Genomic DNA, 15,741 nt, shown 5'->3' with positions numbered 1-15,741 from the left:
ATGCACCAATAAATCAATCTTTAACCAGACCAGAAGGAACAGGCACCGGAAACTCCAATAGCTGCTGCGCAAACGCCTTCCCTTGTGGATCAATCCGCAGGCTGGCCACGCCACCGCCGCCAAGGCTGTGCTCCAGCAGGAAATTGATGGCCTTCAGCCCGGGCATGGCCCAGCGGGTCACCCGGCCGGTTTCCGGATTCAGGGTATGGGCCATCCAGTCCGCAACCGCCGCTTCCGTCAGCGCGGTTTCAATGAACGGCAGAAATTCCGGTTTGCGGGCGATCACGCCAATGTTGGTGTGGTCGCCCTTGTCACCGCTGCGGGCCCAGGCAAGCTTCACCAGCGGCACAGTGGTGTCCGTTTCGTCTGTCTCGTGTGTGAACGACTGGGGCTGGAGGTCGCTGTTATCGAAACCGCCGCTGGTTTCGACTCCAACGGTTTGCCGCTCGCCGCCCAGATCCACGGACACATCAACTTCCGTTTTCGGCACCAGGCATGAATACAACCGGATCTTCGGCCACACGGTCGGCCGGCCACCCACAATCCCGGTGATTCCCGGTGCCATCCCCGTGGCTGCCTGGGCAATCTCGCGGGAAAACAGTACAAGGGCCTCTTTCTTGGGATGGGCGGTGCTGATCTTGACCACTACTTCGCGGCAATCCTCGCCACGGCCATGAGCACCGTAGGTCGTTTCCGTACCCAGAAGCTCAATACTGGTTTCGCTGTAATCAGGCAGGCCACGTTCGCTGAACATGCGTGAGGTCTTGGCCAGAATGGCCTGTGCGACAGTCTGGGCCTTGGCCCTGGCATTCATGCCTGCCAGCAGGAAGGTAACCGTGCACTTGAAACCATCCGGCCAGGTGCCCGATACCTTGTAACTGTCGGTGGGTGGTAGCCCCCGTGCGCCCCGCACCTGTACACGGTCTTTACCGGTTTCCTCCAGCTCTACACCTGTGAAATCGCAGGTAACGTCAGGCAGCAGGTAGGCCCTTGGGTCACCGATTTCGTAGACCAGCTGTTCCGCAACTGTGCCACGACTAACCAGCCCGCCGGTGTCTTCGGGCTTGGTGATAAAAAAGTCGCCGTTGGCACTCACTTCGGCTATCGGGAATCCCATGTTGGCGTAGCCGCCAGCTACCGCTTCCCAGTCGGTGAAGTTGCCGCCGGTGGCCTGGGCACCGCACTCGAGCAGATGCCCGGCCAGGCTGCCCTGCGCCAGTTTGTCGTAGTCTTGCCAGCTCCAGCCGAACTCGTGCACCAGCGGTGCCAATACCAGGGCACTGTCTGCCACCCGGCCGGTAATAACGATGTCCGCGCCCTGTTCCAGAGCCGCAACCAGACCTGGCGCTCCCAGATAGGCATTCAGGCTGACCATCATTGCGGGCATCGGTTGGCCGGAACCCATCTCCTTGACGCCCATATCTGCGAGATTTTTCTTTTTCATCAGAAGGTCGTCGCCCAGAACCAGGGCGATCTTCATGTCCACGCCGGCTTTTTCACAGAGAGCCTGAAGGGCGTCACGACAGGCCACCGGGTTGACGCCGCCGGCGTTGGCCAGCACCCGAATGCCCTTTTCCTTGATGTCACCGAGCAAGGGGCCCATGACCGTCTGTACGAAATCCCGCGCATACCCCTGGGATGGGTCCTTCATTTTCTGGCCCGCCATGATCGACATGGTGATTTCGGCCAGATAATCGGCTACCAGATAGTCGATATTGCCCTTGTGGACCAGCTGCGCGGCAGCCGTTTCCGTGTCGCCCCAGAAGGCGGCGGAGCATCCGATGCGAACAGTGTTGGGGGATTCAGCCATCTTCCTGTGCCCTGTAAATGATTGCTGATTGAAAATGGGAGCGGTGGCGGTTTTGCCACACGATGGAGATGACGATACCAAGCAAGCGCTTGGTTTGTAAACAGGCATGTTTCAGGTAGAATTAAAGGCCTCTTATGCCAACCGAGTAGCCGTAGTGAGCCAGAACCAGATCCTCCAGTCCCTGATCGCAGAAAACCTTGTGTCAGACCCCGAAGGCGCTCGCGGCCGTCTGCTCACTGAGGCGGCTCGGCTGTTCCGGGAAAAAGGCTACGAGCGCACTACAGTTCGTGACCTTGCCGCTGCCGTGGGTATTCAGTCCGGCAGCCTGTTCCACCACTTTCGAACCAAGGAAGAGATCCTCAAGGCAGTGATGGTAGAAACCATCCGGCTGAACACCGCGCTCATGCAGGCGGCTCTGGAGGCCGCCGATACCAGCAGGCAGAAGCTTCGTGGACTGATCCGCGCGGAACTTGAATCTATCAATGGCCAGACCGGCGAAGCGATGGCAGTCCTGGTATTTGAATGGCGGAGTCTGTCGGCCCCGTCCCAGGGCGAAGTGCTGGAACTTCGGGACATCTACGAGAAACTGTGGCTGGATGTGCTGGAATCATTGAAGCGCGAGGGCGCGCTGGAGGCGGATCCCTTCGTTGTTCGAAGGATGTTGACCGGCGCTCTCAGCTGGACCGTAACCTGGTACAAACCGGAGCGGGGAGGGCTGACACTGGATGGCCTGACCGATCAGGTAATGGCAATGATGGCTCTGTAAGCGGATTGGCGTTTTCAAAAGTCATTGTTTTATATCAATAATATTCTGGCAAATTCCTTTCCTTCCGGACCATTGGCCCGATCGGCATAACAAAATCGGCATTCGAGCCATTTTTGTAGGACAGTTTTCACCGCATTCTTGCACCCGTTGACAAAAACCGAGTTCAGATCGGGCAAACAAAAACAACGTGATGCAGGGTGAAATATGATCTCCTCTCTGGCAAAGCTCGGACCGCATGTCTTTGCGGCTCGCCTCAAGGCTCTCTCGCTGGCAGCCGTTGCCATACTCACAGGTTGCTCGGCCAACCCCATCTACACCACCACCGGCGTTGTGCTCTCCAATTATTCGGAGGGCGAAGCCACGCCCTACGTGTTGCAGATGTCCGACACCCAGATGGCGTGTGCGCTGGGCGAGGGCGTGGATCCGCTGCTCTATTCCTTCTCGCGGGTCACCGATGCACCTGACACCACCGGCTCCCTGTTGATGCTTCTGGCAGGCAATTGTGCGGAGTACAAGGCCTGGGAGGCTGAGCTCGCCTATCTCAGAGCGGATTATGAGGGAGATGTGGAAGCGGCAAAGGACGCCAGGGAAGTGGCAAAGCGATTGAATGCGCTGACCGCGAAACGTCGGTATGCCTCCTTTAAGCGAGCAATGGCCGCCTACGAGTTCGATCCCGCTGCTGAACCCCTCGAGTGCCCCTTTCTGTTCACCGAACAGGACGAAATCACCTTCCTGCTGGGCTTGCTGACCGGTATGCAGGCAATCGTAAACGATGCCAATTCCGGCGCCATGGCCGGAGTCCCCAGGAATATCGCTCCCCAGGCCGAGCGTGCCGCTACCTGTCTGGACAATGAAAAGTGGGGTGGTATGCCAAACGCCATCCGGGCCCTGGTCTGGCTGCTGCTGCCCGACACCCGTCCGGCTCTGGCGCCGGACCCCTGGCAGGTGCTTGAGCACAGCCGGGAACTGGGGGTTGAGAAAGGCATGCGGGTTCCGCACGCGCTTCAAGCGGTCGCCGCCGAAACCTTTGGTCGCCCGGAAAAGCTTGAGCAAGCCATCGCCAGTTTCGCCGCGGCCGATGCAACTATGGAGGTCTGGGACGAGTATCGTCTGGTGGATGAAGTCGCGGCGGGCGTGGTGCGCTTCTCTTCTGACAAACACTGGACCGCCAATTACGGCTACCGGACGCCGCAATCCTTCTTCGGCAGGATGAGCCCTGAGCGGCAAACCGACAACGTCGAAACCATGAATCTGGACGACCTGCTCTAAGGCAGGTTGCCGACATCCTCTGAAAACTGACAAACACAAGAATGACCCGGAGGTCGATATGATCCGCAAATCCCTCGCTGCCATGGCCCTTGTGGCCGCCGCTCCGCTGGCATCGGCACAGTCTGTTTCCATGTGCGTGTTCGATGTAATCGGCGCCAATGGCGACTTCTACAACTTCGTCAAAGACTATGCGCTAGAGATGAAGGGCCACGGCGTGGATTTCGAGCTGAAACCCTACACCGATGAGGGCGTGGCGATCGGTGATTTTAACGCCGGACAATGCGATGCCGTTGCCGCCACAGACATCCGGATTCGTCCATTCAACAAGTTCACGGGCAGCATCAGCGCTGTGGGAGCGCTGCCCACCTACGACAACCTGAAAACCTTGTTGGCCACGCTGGCGCAGCCGAAAGCCGCGCCATTGATGAAGGATAACGGTTACGAAGTGCTCGGCATCATACCGGTGGGTGCCGGTTACCTGTTTGTAAATGATCGCAGTATTGATACTGCCAGCGAGCTGGCGGGCAAGCGAATGGCAACCCTCGACTATCAGAAAGACGCGATTCACATGGTGAACTTCGTCAAGGCCACGGTCGTGCCCTCTGACATCACCAACTTCGCCGGCAAATTTAACAACGGTTCGGTGGATACCGCCTATGCGCCGGCCTTTGCTTACGAAGCTCTGGAACTCTATAAGGGCATCGGCGAAAGCGGTGGGGTTGTGGACTATCCGCTGGCACAGCTGACGCTTCAGATGGTTGCCCGTGATGACGTGCTGGACGACGACACAGCCCAGAAAGCCCGTGAAGTTGCCTGGAATATGTTTCCTCAGGCCATGGGGCTGATTGAAGGCCAGGAAGCAGCCATTCCCGAAGAAAAATGGGTGCGCATTCCTGAAAAAGACATCCGCGGCTATCAGGAGATGTTCCGGGAGAACCGGATCGAGATGCGCGATGGCCTGAACGGGGCGCCGGATGTGTATCACCCGAAAATGATGGGGCTGCTCAGCAAGATCCGCTGTGCAAGTAACCCTGCTGCAGCCGAGTGCACCGCGGACAACCGCGAATAACGGGGCGGAACCATCATGAACTGGCGAGCAATTACCGCTCCGGCAGCACGGACCCTCTACCCCGTACATCGCATTTACGGGGCGGTTCTGCTGCTTCTCCTGCTGTTTACCCTGCTGCTGGGGATGGGCAACTCGCTCCATTCCCGGTTGCTCTGGGTCGGAGAACAGACCTGGCCGAACTATTATCTGCTGAATCCCGAGGCGACAGAGCCGTCCTGTCAGTTGGAAATGGATGTTGATGCCGAAGTGGCTCGCCGGGTGGCCAATTACAAGCCCGACCCCGATGACCTGTTCAGCTCACCGCCCAATCCCGATGCCATCCGCAAATCGCTACAGAGCAATCTGGAACTCTGCCAGCAGCAATACGACGTCTATGAACAGAACCTGGCCCACGCTACGCCAGCCCTAGGGGCGTTCAAGACGGTAGAGCAGGGACTTGCGGACTTCCTGCTCGAGAACATTGAGCTGACCAAGTACCTGTTCATTGCGATGTTCGCGATGGCTGCGGCAATCGCTGCGCTGGACACGGACCACATAGCGTTGCGCCTGCCCCGCAATCGAGCTGAATGGCGGCTGAGCCAGGGTGTGCAGTTTGTGGTTAATGGTCTGATGGTGCTGTCGCTGAATGCTTACCTGGGCAAGCTGGCCACGTCGCCGGGTTCGGAGGGTACGATGAGCCTTCAATATGCCTGGGGCGGGGTCTTCGGCCTCTTTATAGTGATCAATGCAGTGCGTTTCCTGAACGTTCCGGAACGTATCCGCCCCGGCGGTCTTTCCGCTTCGTCCGGTCTGGTGATTCCTCTGTACTGTGCCATGGGCCTGATCGCCATAAGTTATTTCTTCCTGGTAGACGGGTATGCCTCGGGCCTGGCGATCTACTTTGGAATGATGTCCAACCTGTCATCCATGTTCATCAATATCGGACTTTACGTGCTGGTGGGCATGATGCTGAAGCAGACCAGAATTCCCGAGCTCCTGCTCAATCTCATCAAACCTTTTAATCTGCCAGCGCCGATGCTGGCTTCGGTGATTATCTTCGCAACGGCGTTTCCGACAGCGTTCACCGGCGCATCGGGCATTTTCATCCTGGCCGTGGGTGGTGTTGTGTATGACGAGCTGCGCCGAGCCGGGGCAGGGCGGCAGCTTTCCCTGGCAACGACTGCCATGTCCGGAAGCCTCGGCGTGGTGCTCAACCCGTGCCTGCTGATCGTTGTTGTGGCGGCTCTCAATAAGGAAGTGACAACCACTGAGATGTACAGCTGGGGTTTCTGGGTCTTTATCATGTCGGCAACGCTGTTTTCACTGATTGTCTGCAAGACCCAGGGAAACTGGAAGCCTCGTCCGGCGCCCGGCGCTTTCCGTGCGGCTCTCTCGGAAAGCCGGGCCCTGCTGCCTTATGTGGCCGTGGCAGCTCTGGTCATCCTGTCGATCTGGGTTGTTCTCGGCTTGAAGTTCAACGAGTACAGCGCTCCTTTGATCCTGCCCCTGGTAATGCTCGCGCTGGTGTTGCTGGATTCCGGCCGGAGTCGTGGTGAGCAGGGCCAGACCCGTTCCCAGGTGTTCTGGGCACGCAGCTCGGCCGCTGCCAGCGATTCGGCAGTGCACATTGGCGCGCTGCTGGCGTTGATCGGGTTTTCCATCTGCCTGGGGGGAATCCTGGAGCGCTCCGATATCGTTCACGCGCTCTTCCCGGAGGACCTGACCAGTCCCTGGATCGCCATGCTGGTGATCGTCGTGATGCTCACAGTTATAGGCATGGTCATGGACCCGTTTGGCGCGGTAATCCTGGTGTCGGCGACCATTGCCCAGCCGGCGATCCAGCTGGGTATTGATCCGCTGCACTTCTGGATTGTGTGCCTGGTGGCATTCGAGCTCGGCTACCTGAGTCCGCCAGTGGCGCTGAACCACCTGCTCACCCGACAGGTGGTGGGCGAGACCGAAGTGCTGGCGGCAGAGCGCACAGGTTCCTTCTGGCATCGCTATGAGCGGCTGCTGCTGCCCCTGGCCGTGATGGGCCCCACACTGTTGTTCGTTGCCTTTGTGCCGATGCTGTTCTACGCGTTGTAATGTTGAAGTGCGATAAAGAGGGCCGCCTGAGGGAAACTTCGGGCGGCTTTTTTGCATCTGGAATACAAGAGGAAACGTAGTTTGAACGAAACCGAACACGTGCAAGATGCGTGTTTGGTATACCCTATGAACTAAAATCGATCTGTTGCCAGTGGCCTGACCTATGAATTCGCTTGCCCACCTTAAATTGTTCTCGCTTTTCCTAACACTGTTTTCCTTTGTGGGTTGCGGGGGAGGTGGCTCCGGTAATGGAGAAGCTACACAGCCCATTGCCGTGGCTGGAACCATTGATATTGAGGCGGGCACACGGGTTGATGCAGATAATGCGGATGCACTCACTGGGAGAGCTCCCCTAACTACCATTCAAGAACTTCCTCCGGAGTTCGTGCTCGCTGGCTATGTCAGCGACACTGTTCAACCAAGGCCGTATCCTCTTCTGGAGTCACAGACTGATCTGTTCGAGTATTTTCCCGATGCTGATGATCGTTATGTGGCATCGTTGCAGGCGGGTTTGGAACTCACTCTCCAGAGCTTCACAACAAGGCTTGGAACAGCATCTGATTTGCTACTCACCGTAGAGGCTCCTGACGGTACTACTGTCGGGCAAGCTATTGCACCGGGTAACGGCGCAGCAGTCAGTGTAGCTATCGAAAGTCAGCAAGTGGGCGACTACGGAATAACTGTAACAGCTCTTGGCTCCTCGCCCATGCTGTATATCCTCTCCTCATCGAGAGCTGAAGCATCAAACATAACAAGCTATGACTGGTCAAAACACGAATTCGTAGAGAACGAAGCGATTATTTCTTTGTCTGGTCCTGGTGCGCAGAAGAACAGTCTCCCTCGCACTTCAATGACCGAGGCGGGCCTACAGATTGCTCCGGGAATCTGGAAAGTTCGCAGACCGGCCGGCTTTGCTGCGTTGAGTCACGTAAACGAAGCAGATCAGACGCTTACCTGGATTCAAAGTCTGCGGGCTGACCCCTCCATTCGGCATGCATCACCCAATTACAGGACTCGGGCCATGCTGACGCCGGTGGACGAGCCTTTCTATACAAGTGGAGTGCTGGCTCAGCAGTGGCATTACAGCCTGATCAACGGGCCGGTTGCGTGGCAACTGGCGCCCGGTGGTGGGAATGGTGTCAGCGTCGCTGTTTTGGATACTGGTTTGTTTCAGGACGGAGGTCAGTGGCATCCGGATCTTGCGAGCAATGTTATCGCTGGTTTTGATGCTGTGGACGGAGATGAGCTTCCAGCTGACCCAGGCAATTCGGTAGGTGGCAGTGTTTATCATGGTACCCATGTGTCAGGCACTGTGGCTGCTGCAGTTAATGGCAGCGGTGGCGCGGGCGTTGCTTTTGGATCGAGGCTGATGCCTGTGCGGGTTTTGGGTGAGGGCGGGACTGGAACGCTCAGTGACCTCCTTGAGGGGATGCAGTGGGTACTAGGGGATCAAAATAGGTCTTCAGCAGACATCGTTAATCTGAGCCTGGGGGGATTGCCTTGTGGTGACCCTGGCGTAGCTGTGACGCTGCAGCAGCTAATTGACGAAGGCGTAGGGAGAGGAATCTTGTATGTGGCTGCCGCAGGTAATTCCGCTACAAGCGAACCCTCCTGTCCCGCGGCACTCGAGAATGTATTCTCGGTCAGCGCTGTGGATGGTGCTGGAGTACCCGCATCGTATTCTAATTTTGGTAGTACGATTGATCTGGCAGCTCCAGGCGGAGACGCCAGCCGCGACGGGAATGGTGATGGAAGGGGTGACTTAGTCAGCAGCACAAGTGCGGCCATCGTCGATGGCCAGCTTCAGCCTGTCTACCGGGGATTACAAGGGACGTCTATGGCCGCTCCGCACTTCTCAGGTGTACTGGCACTTATGAAAGAAGCCAATGCAGCCCTTGATTCCTCTGCGGTTGAGGGATATTTGCGAAGTGGGGCATTAACCGAGCGGCCCTGCGAATCGGGCTGTGAACGAACCGACCAGTTGGGCTATGGTGTACTTGATGGTGGCAAGGCAGTTCAAGCGGTGCTTTCTGGAAATCCGCCGGAACTACTTACTTCCTCTCCGGCCATCGTAAATTTGTCCTCGGAATCCGGGCTTGCTGCAAACGATTCAATTGATTTGTCTCCGTTGGGCAATTACTCGGTAACAATAACCGATGTATCTGCTTCCCAGGACTGGTTTACTGCTTCGCTAACTTCTGCATCCTTACCATTGGAGATAGAGGCGAACCAGGTTGCTCAAGTAGAACTTGTTCTGGATCCGGACAAACTTGACCCTGGAGTTTCCTCTCGGGGTAATCTGGAAATCACATATGATTCGAGGACTGAAATTCAAGCACGATTGACAGTGCCCGTGATAGGTCAAAGGATCACTGATCAGCAAGCCCGAGACGCAGGTCGGCATTTCGTGTTGTTGGTTGAGCCTGAACCTGATCCCCAGACTGGCTTATATGTGACGGTCGGGCAGACTGTCGCCACTGTGAGCGATGGCCAATACACGTTCGAATTTGTTCCGGATGATGGTTTAGCCCCTTTGCTCCGGAACGAAGTGCCACCTGGGAGTTATGTCTTAGTGGCAGGGACGGATCTTGATAACGATGGCCTGATCTGCCACGCAGGAGAAGCCTGCGCCGAATACCCTGTTTCCGGTTTGCGCCAGGAAATTGAAGTGATTGAGGGCGGGTCTATTACCGGTATTCGCATGACCACTAGTTACTCAAGGCCCGCCTTATCCGTGGGTTCATCGGACCTGCTGCCGAGGCCAAATTTTAGGGGTTACCAACTACTACCAGAACAATCTGGTAGTCAATCAAATGCTAAAAGGGTTTTGCGGAATTGATGTTCTCGACGCACCTGCCTAAGGTCTGTTTAATTGTTTTGGGTGTTTTAGCGTCCGGGTGTTCTGTCAGTCAAACTGAGACTGAAACCGGTGCTCCCCTAGCGAGACAAATAACACAGTCAGCGCATTGCGGCTTAGTTGCTCCCGGATCCATACATATCGAGAGCCTGAAAGAGTTGCGACGTCTGGAAACGATGCCCATGAGAAATCTTTCATTAGAGTCAATGAAGGGAATTGATTATCAGCGTGAGCATATTGTGCTTGCTTCAATTGGCCAGAAGCCAACCGGCGGCTACAGTGTCACCCTTGACTTCTCTGAGATCCGTGGCGGAACCCTGGAGCTGAGGGTCAGAGTGGCTGAACCCGCCCCTGGCACCATCGTCACACAGGCGCTCACCACCCCCTGCGCGGTCATCGCGGTGACCGCTGAAGGCTGGGATGATATCCAGATCACCCGCGCCGAAAACAACCGTTGATCTTTCCTCACGAATCCCTAAGCTATGGCTCAGCTTTTCATATCAATCGCGGAGTCAGTTCCTGCCCATGAGCCAGCAACAATATAACGCCGATGCTATTGAAGTACTGAGCGGCCTGGATCCGGTGCGCAAGCGGCCGGGGATGTATACAGACACCAGTCGGCCCAATCACCTGGCGCAGGAAGTTATCGACAACAGTGTGGATGAGGCGCTGGCAGGGCACGCCAAACGCATCGACGTGGTGTTGTACAGCGATGGCTCGCTGAGCGTTGAAGATGACGGCCGGGGCATGCCCGTGGATTTGCACAAAGAGGAAGGCCTGCCTGGCGTTGAACTGATCCTCACCCGCCTGCACGCCGGCGGCAAATTCTCTCAGGGCAACTACAACTTTTCCGGTGGTCTCCACGGTGTCGGTGTATCCGTAGTCAACGCACTGTCCACCCATCTGGAAATAACCATCAAGCGCGATGGCCAATTGCACCGGATGACGTTTGCCAATGGCGACAAAGCGTCCGAGCTTGAAGTGATCGATACCGTGGGCAAGCGCAACACCGGTACCCGCCTGAAGTTCAAGCCCAACGTAACCTATTTCGACAGCCCGAATTTTTCCGTTAGCCGGCTCCGCCATAACCTGAGGGCAAAGGCGGTTCTGTGTCCGGGCCTGACGGTTACCTTCCTCCAGGAAAAAACCGGCGAAAAAGACGAATGGTTTTACGAGGACGGGTTGCGGGACTACCTGCGCACGGCGCTGGCCGATATCGAGGTTGTGCCGCTTGAGCCGTTTACCGGCAGCTTTTCCGGAAACAAGGAAGCGGTGGACTGGGCCATCCAGTGGCTGCCCGAGGGCGGCGAAGCGATCATGGAAAGCTACGTAAACCTGATTCCCACGGCCCAGGGCGGCACCCATGTGAACGGGCTGCGTACCGGCCTGCTTGAAGCCATGCGCGAGTTCTGCGAGTTCCGCAACCTGCTACCCCGTGGCGTTAAGCTCTCTCCGGAAGATATCTGGGAACGGGCAGCCTATGTCCTGTCCTTCAAGATGCAGGAGCCCCAGTTCTCAGGGCAGACCAAAGAGCGTCTGTCTTCCCGTGAGGCCGCGGCCTTCATCTCCGGCGTGGTCAAGGATGCCTTCAGCCTTTGGCTCAACCAGCACACCGATGTGGCAGAAGCACTAGCTGAGCTCTTCATCAGCAATGCCCAGCGTCGGCTGCGAGCCAGCAAAAAGGTGGCCCGCAAGAAAGTCACCTCGGGCCCCGCACTCCCGGGTAAGCTGGCGGACTGTTCCGGTGGGGATACCGCCCGGTCCGAGCTGTTCCTGGTAGAAGGTGATTCTGCAGGCGGTTCCGCCAAGCAGGCCCGGGACCGGGAGTTCCAGGCGGTGATGCCGCTTCGGGGGAAAATCCTCAATACCTGGGAGGTTGATTCGGGCGAGATCCTGGCGTCCCAGGAAGTTCACGATATTGCCGTTGCGATTGGTGTAGATCCCGGTTCTGACCAGCTGGATGGCCTTCGGTACAACAAGATCTGCATCCTTGCTGATGCGGACTCGGATGGCCTTCACATTGCCACGCTGCTGTGCGCGTTGTTCGTCAAACACTTCCGCCCTGTGGTTGCCGCCGGCCATGTGTTCGTTGCCATGCCGCCGCTGTATCGGGTAGATCTGGGCAAGGAAACCTTCTACGCCCTGGATGAACATGAAAAGCAGGGCATTATCGACCGTATTGCCGCGGAGAAGCGCAAGGGCAAGATTTCGGTGACCCGCTTCAAGGGTCTGGGTGAGATGAACCCGCTTCAGCTGCGTGAGACCACCATGGCCCCGGACACCCGTCGCCTGGTCATGCTGACCATCGAAGACGGGGATGATACCGATAGCCGGATGGACATGTTGCTGGGCAAGAAGCGCGCATCCGATCGAAGGGCGTGGCTCGAGACCTACGGCAACATGGCGGACATCGAAGTTTAATATTCTATAAGATGCTATAAAAAGCATCCTTTATTCTTTCTCTGTCTTCTGCAAAGTCGTTATCCTGCCAGTTTTCTGATCGGGAAGAACCGTTGATGGACTGGCAGGGCTGGTTTGCGCTGGGCCTCGCAGGCACCGCGTTGATACTGATGAGTGCAGGGCGATTTGCGCCCCATCTGGTGATGATGGGTGTGCTCGTGGTGCTCAGTGCCAGCGGGATTGTGTCCGCGGACCAGGCGCTCGCCGGGTTCAGCAACAGTGGTCTGATCACCGTGGTTGCCATGTTTGTGGTGGCTGCGGGCATTCATCATTCCGGCGGTGTCGATCTGCTGGTGCACCACCTGCTTCGCAATCCCAAGACCGTTCGTTCTGCCCAGGCACGGATTGCCCTCCCGGTATCCCTTCTCAGTGGTTTTCTCAACAACACCCCGGTTGTCGCCACCATGATCCCGGCGGTGCATGCGTGGTCCCGCAAGATCGGTATCTCACCGTCCAAATTGATGATTCCCCTGAGCTACTCCGCCATTCTCGGGGGTACCCTGACACTGATCGGCACCAGCACGAATCTGGTCGTCAACGGCCAGTACCAGCAGCTAACCGGCGAAGAGGGCTTCTCCATTTTCTCGATCACGGCGGTCGGGCTGCCGGTGGCGGTGATCGGCGTGGCCGCTTTGCTGCTTGTTATGCCCCGTGTGCTTCCGGATCGTAAGGATCAGCAGAAATTTGGCTCCATGAGGGAGTTTACCCTGGAGGTCGCGGTGTCGTTTGACGGGCCGCTGGTCGGCAAGACTGTTGGTGAAGCCGGGCTCCGGGAGCTTGAGCGATTGTATCTGGTTGAGATCGAACGCGATGGCAGCGTGGTTACGGCGGTGCCCTCGGAGGAGCGACTCAGGGGTGGCGATCGTCTGGTGTTTGCCGGTGATACCCAGGCCATTTCCGACCTCCTGCGGATAAACGGTATCGTCCCGTCAGTCCATGAAGACGAGCCGAGCTTGAGCAAGGATCGGGCGGAACGGCGTCTGGTTGAAGCGGCATTGTCGCCCCAGTCCGATGTGTTGGGGCTGACCATTCGCGACGCCCGGTTCCGGGACCGTTACGGTGCTGTTGTGCTGGCCGTTGCCAGGGGTGGGGAGCGTGTTTCCGGCAACCTGGGGAATATCCGCCTCAAACCTGGCGATGTGCTGCTTCTCGAAGCCCGCCCCGCGTTTGTCAGTCGGCAGCGCTACAACAAGGACTTCCTGCTCATTAATGATCTGGAAACCGAGACGCCCCGGCATGACCGGGCCTGGCTGTCCTGGGGAATCCTGTTGGTGCTGGTAGGGCTCGCCGCCTGTGGCACCCTGAGCATGCTGAATGCAGCCCTGCTGGGCGCCGCAGGAATGATTCTGACTGGCTGCTGCTCGGTGGGCCAGGCCCAGAAGTCCGTGGATGTGCCGGTGATCCTTACCATTGCGGCCTCCTTTGCCATGGGCGCGGCCCTGGAGCAGACCGGGGCGGCAGGCTTTGTGGCTGCAGGCATCCTTGAGTTCAGTCAGGGTGACGTCCTGTTAACGATCCTGCTGGTTTATCTCGTGGTGTCGGTCCTGACTGAGGTTATTACCAACAATGCGGCGGCGGTCCTGGTCATTCCAATCGTTTTGTCGATGACTAACAGTATGGGCGTGGCCGCCGAGCCGTTTGTGATCGCGGTGATGATGGCCGCGTCCGCCAGCTTTGCTACGCCGCTGGGGTATCAGACCAACATGATGGTATTCGGGCCTGGTGGTTACCGGTTCAGTGATTTTGTACGGGTCGGTTTACCCATGAACGTGTTTGTTGGTGCCGTTACCGTTGTGGTTATTGCCGTGGTCTACGACATCACTCCCGGTCTATGAGCGCTGTTCGGTCGGGTTGGCGAGAATGTCGCAGCACAGCACCTGAAGCTTGCCGTCCTGGTAGTACCCCAGTGACAGGGTCACGCACATATAGGCTCCGGTGACGCAAAGGTAGGGGGCGGTTACGTGCAGGCTTTCCGGTTGAGCCAGCGCCTGGCGAAGGAACTGCTGGCGAAACCAGTCGGCGCTGCTGGTGCTCTCCAGGGGTTTGAAACGCGGGTCCATACTGCGTGTGCCCGCATCGGAAACCAGGGTGTCGTCCATCTGAACGCCCTTGTCGTCGACCAGGTAGCAGCGGGAAACGGCTGGGTGGTTCAACAATTCCAGACAGGATTGCTGCATGCTCATCCCGCTGCGAAGCTTCGTGATTGCGTGGTCGAAGAAGCCACTGAAAAAGTCCACCAGTTGCCGGGTCGGATCCAGGGTAACCTGGTTGCGGGTTTTGTATTCCTGCAACAGATGATCGAAATCGGCGGGTGAGTGGGTCAGTTGGTCGAGGTCTGTGCTCGGTCTGCGGAAATAGAAGCCCTGAACGAAATCCACGCCCGCATCGATCGCAATCATTGCCTGATCACGGGTTTCCACGCCTTCCAGAAGAACCAGGCAGCCGGACTGGTGCAGCAGTGACACGATGCCGTTCAGAATCTGGCGAGCCTTGTGATCATCTGTCGCACGGGTAAGCAGTTGTCGATCCAGTTTCACGATGTCGGGTGACAGGTTCCAGATCCGCTCGAAATTGGAGTGGCCGGCACCGAAATCATCAATGGCCGTCAGACAGCCCAGTTTCTTGTAATAGGCAACCGTTTCCCGAAGCCTTTCGGCGTCGTCTGTGGGTTGCTCAACAATTTCCATAACAATCCGGTGTGGAGGTAGGCCGGTTTTGGCCAGAAGCTGTCCGAAGAACGAATCGGCCTGGCTGCCGCTGGTTACCACCTGGGGCGAAACGTTGAGGAACAGCCAGTTCAGCTGATCGCGGATGCCGCTGTAATTGCGTATGTGCAGATAGCGGCACAGGCGGTCAAGGAGAAGGTTCTCCGCCTCGGAAGCCGGTAGCTGGAACAGGTGCAGCGGCAGTACCGCGGAGTTATCCGTATCAAAGGCCCGGATCAGGGCCTCATAGCCGACGATACGTTTGTGTGAAATGCTGTAGATCGGCTGGAGCGCTGTTTTCAACGTCAGTCCGCGAAAATCTGCGGTCCATGTGTCACCGTCCCTGTTCAGCATAGGAGACAACAGGTCCACTTCCGGAGCTGTCAGCTTTTCAGGGAGGCGTCTCGACATAGATGATTCTGGTTGATTTAACGAACGCATCAGTCGCCCCAGTCTGGCGTCTGAACTGTCTTTTATCAGTACAGGTTTCGCCTGAAAAATCGGGAAGTTACTGATAGTTGGAAGGAAGATTGCCAAAAAACCGCGTTTATTACCACTGTTTCATTTAGAAACTGGAAACGGTTTGTATCTTTGAGGGTCTGCAAGGGGAAAGAAGAGAGGGGAGCCCAGCGGTCCGGACGGACCGCCAGAAAATCAGTTATTGCTGGGTACAACCACGCTTTCGTCGAATTCGAGTTCCATGTCCTGTCCTCTCGGTCAATGAGGCCCCAGACGGGG

General features: G+C 57.2%; 10 protein-coding genes. 8 read left to right on the top strand and 2 right to left on the bottom strand.

From position 1 onward, the window contains the following. Positions 1–13: 13 nt before the first annotated feature. The gene (locus BM035_RS07955; protein WP_008174075.1) at positions 14–1,810 is read right to left on the bottom strand and encodes an acyclic terpene utilization AtuA family protein; all 1,797 of its coding nucleotides are present in this window, start codon (positions 1,808–1,810) and stop codon (positions 14–16) included. Positions 1,811–1,916: 106 nt separating this feature from the next. Here BM035_RS07955 and BM035_RS07950 point away from each other — a divergent pair, with 106 nt between their 5' ends. The 8 genes from BM035_RS07950 to BM035_RS07915 all read left to right on the top strand — a co-directional run bounded on the left by BM035_RS07950 (position 1,917) and on the right by BM035_RS07915 (position 14,133). Continuing rightward, positions 1,917–2,576 carry a TetR/AcrR family transcriptional regulator gene (locus BM035_RS07950; protein ID WP_008174077.1) on the top strand — a complete coding sequence of 220 codons (660 nt, stop codon included), beginning with the start codon at positions 1,917–1,919 and terminating at the stop codon, positions 2,574–2,576. 204 nt (positions 2,577–2,780) lie between these two features. Beyond that, positions 2,781–3,845 carry a hypothetical protein gene (locus BM035_RS07945; RefSeq protein WP_008174078.1) on the top strand — a complete coding sequence of 355 codons (1,065 nt, stop codon included), beginning with the start codon at positions 2,781–2,783 and terminating at the stop codon, positions 3,843–3,845. A 58-nt stretch (positions 3,846–3,903) separates the two neighbouring features. Next, positions 3,904–4,914, top strand: a complete 1,011-nt coding sequence (locus BM035_RS07940; RefSeq protein WP_092031036.1) for a putative solute-binding protein — start codon at positions 3,904–3,906, stop codon at positions 4,912–4,914. Between the two features lie 15 nt (positions 4,915–4,929). Further along, positions 4,930–6,981, top strand: a complete 2,052-nt coding sequence (locus tag BM035_RS07935; RefSeq protein WP_092031034.1) for a TRAP transporter large permease subunit — start codon at positions 4,930–4,932, stop codon at positions 6,979–6,981. Between the two features lie 163 nt (positions 6,982–7,144). Then, entirely contained in the window at positions 7,145–9,820 is a 2,676-nt protein-coding gene (locus BM035_RS07930) for a S8 family serine peptidase (RefSeq protein WP_092031032.1), read from the top strand. Positions 9,821–10,020: 200 nt separating this feature from the next. Then, positions 10,021–10,296, top strand: a complete 276-nt coding sequence (locus tag BM035_RS22615; RefSeq protein ID WP_217646330.1) for a protease complex subunit PrcB family protein — start codon at positions 10,021–10,023, stop codon at positions 10,294–10,296. A gap of 67 nt (positions 10,297–10,363) precedes the next feature. Further along, complete coding sequence (gene parE / locus BM035_RS07920; protein WP_092031029.1) at positions 10,364–12,259, top strand: DNA topoisomerase IV subunit B; 1,896 nt, start codon at positions 10,364–10,366, stop codon at positions 12,257–12,259. A 95-nt stretch (positions 12,260–12,354) separates the two neighbouring features. Beyond that, complete coding sequence (locus tag BM035_RS07915; RefSeq protein ID WP_008174090.1) at positions 12,355–14,133, top strand: SLC13 family permease; 1,779 nt, start codon at positions 12,355–12,357, stop codon at positions 14,131–14,133. Here BM035_RS07915 and BM035_RS07910 read toward each other — a convergent pair. Then, positions 14,128–15,414 (bottom strand): EAL domain-containing protein, encoded by a 1,287-nt coding sequence (locus BM035_RS07910; protein WP_039882022.1) that lies wholly within the window; start codon positions 15,412–15,414, stop codon positions 14,128–14,130. The two genes, BM035_RS07915 and BM035_RS07910, sit on opposite strands and share 6 nt — an antisense overlap. Between the last annotated feature and the right edge of the window lie 327 nt (positions 15,415–15,741).

The organism is Marinobacter sp. DSM 26671 (genome assembly GCF_900112835.1).
Lineage (GTDB): Bacteria > Pseudomonadota > Gammaproteobacteria > Pseudomonadales > Oleiphilaceae > Marinobacter > Marinobacter flavimaris.
The sequence above is the reverse complement of the archived record's forward strand: the minus strand, read 5'-3'. Positions and strand labels throughout refer to the sequence as shown.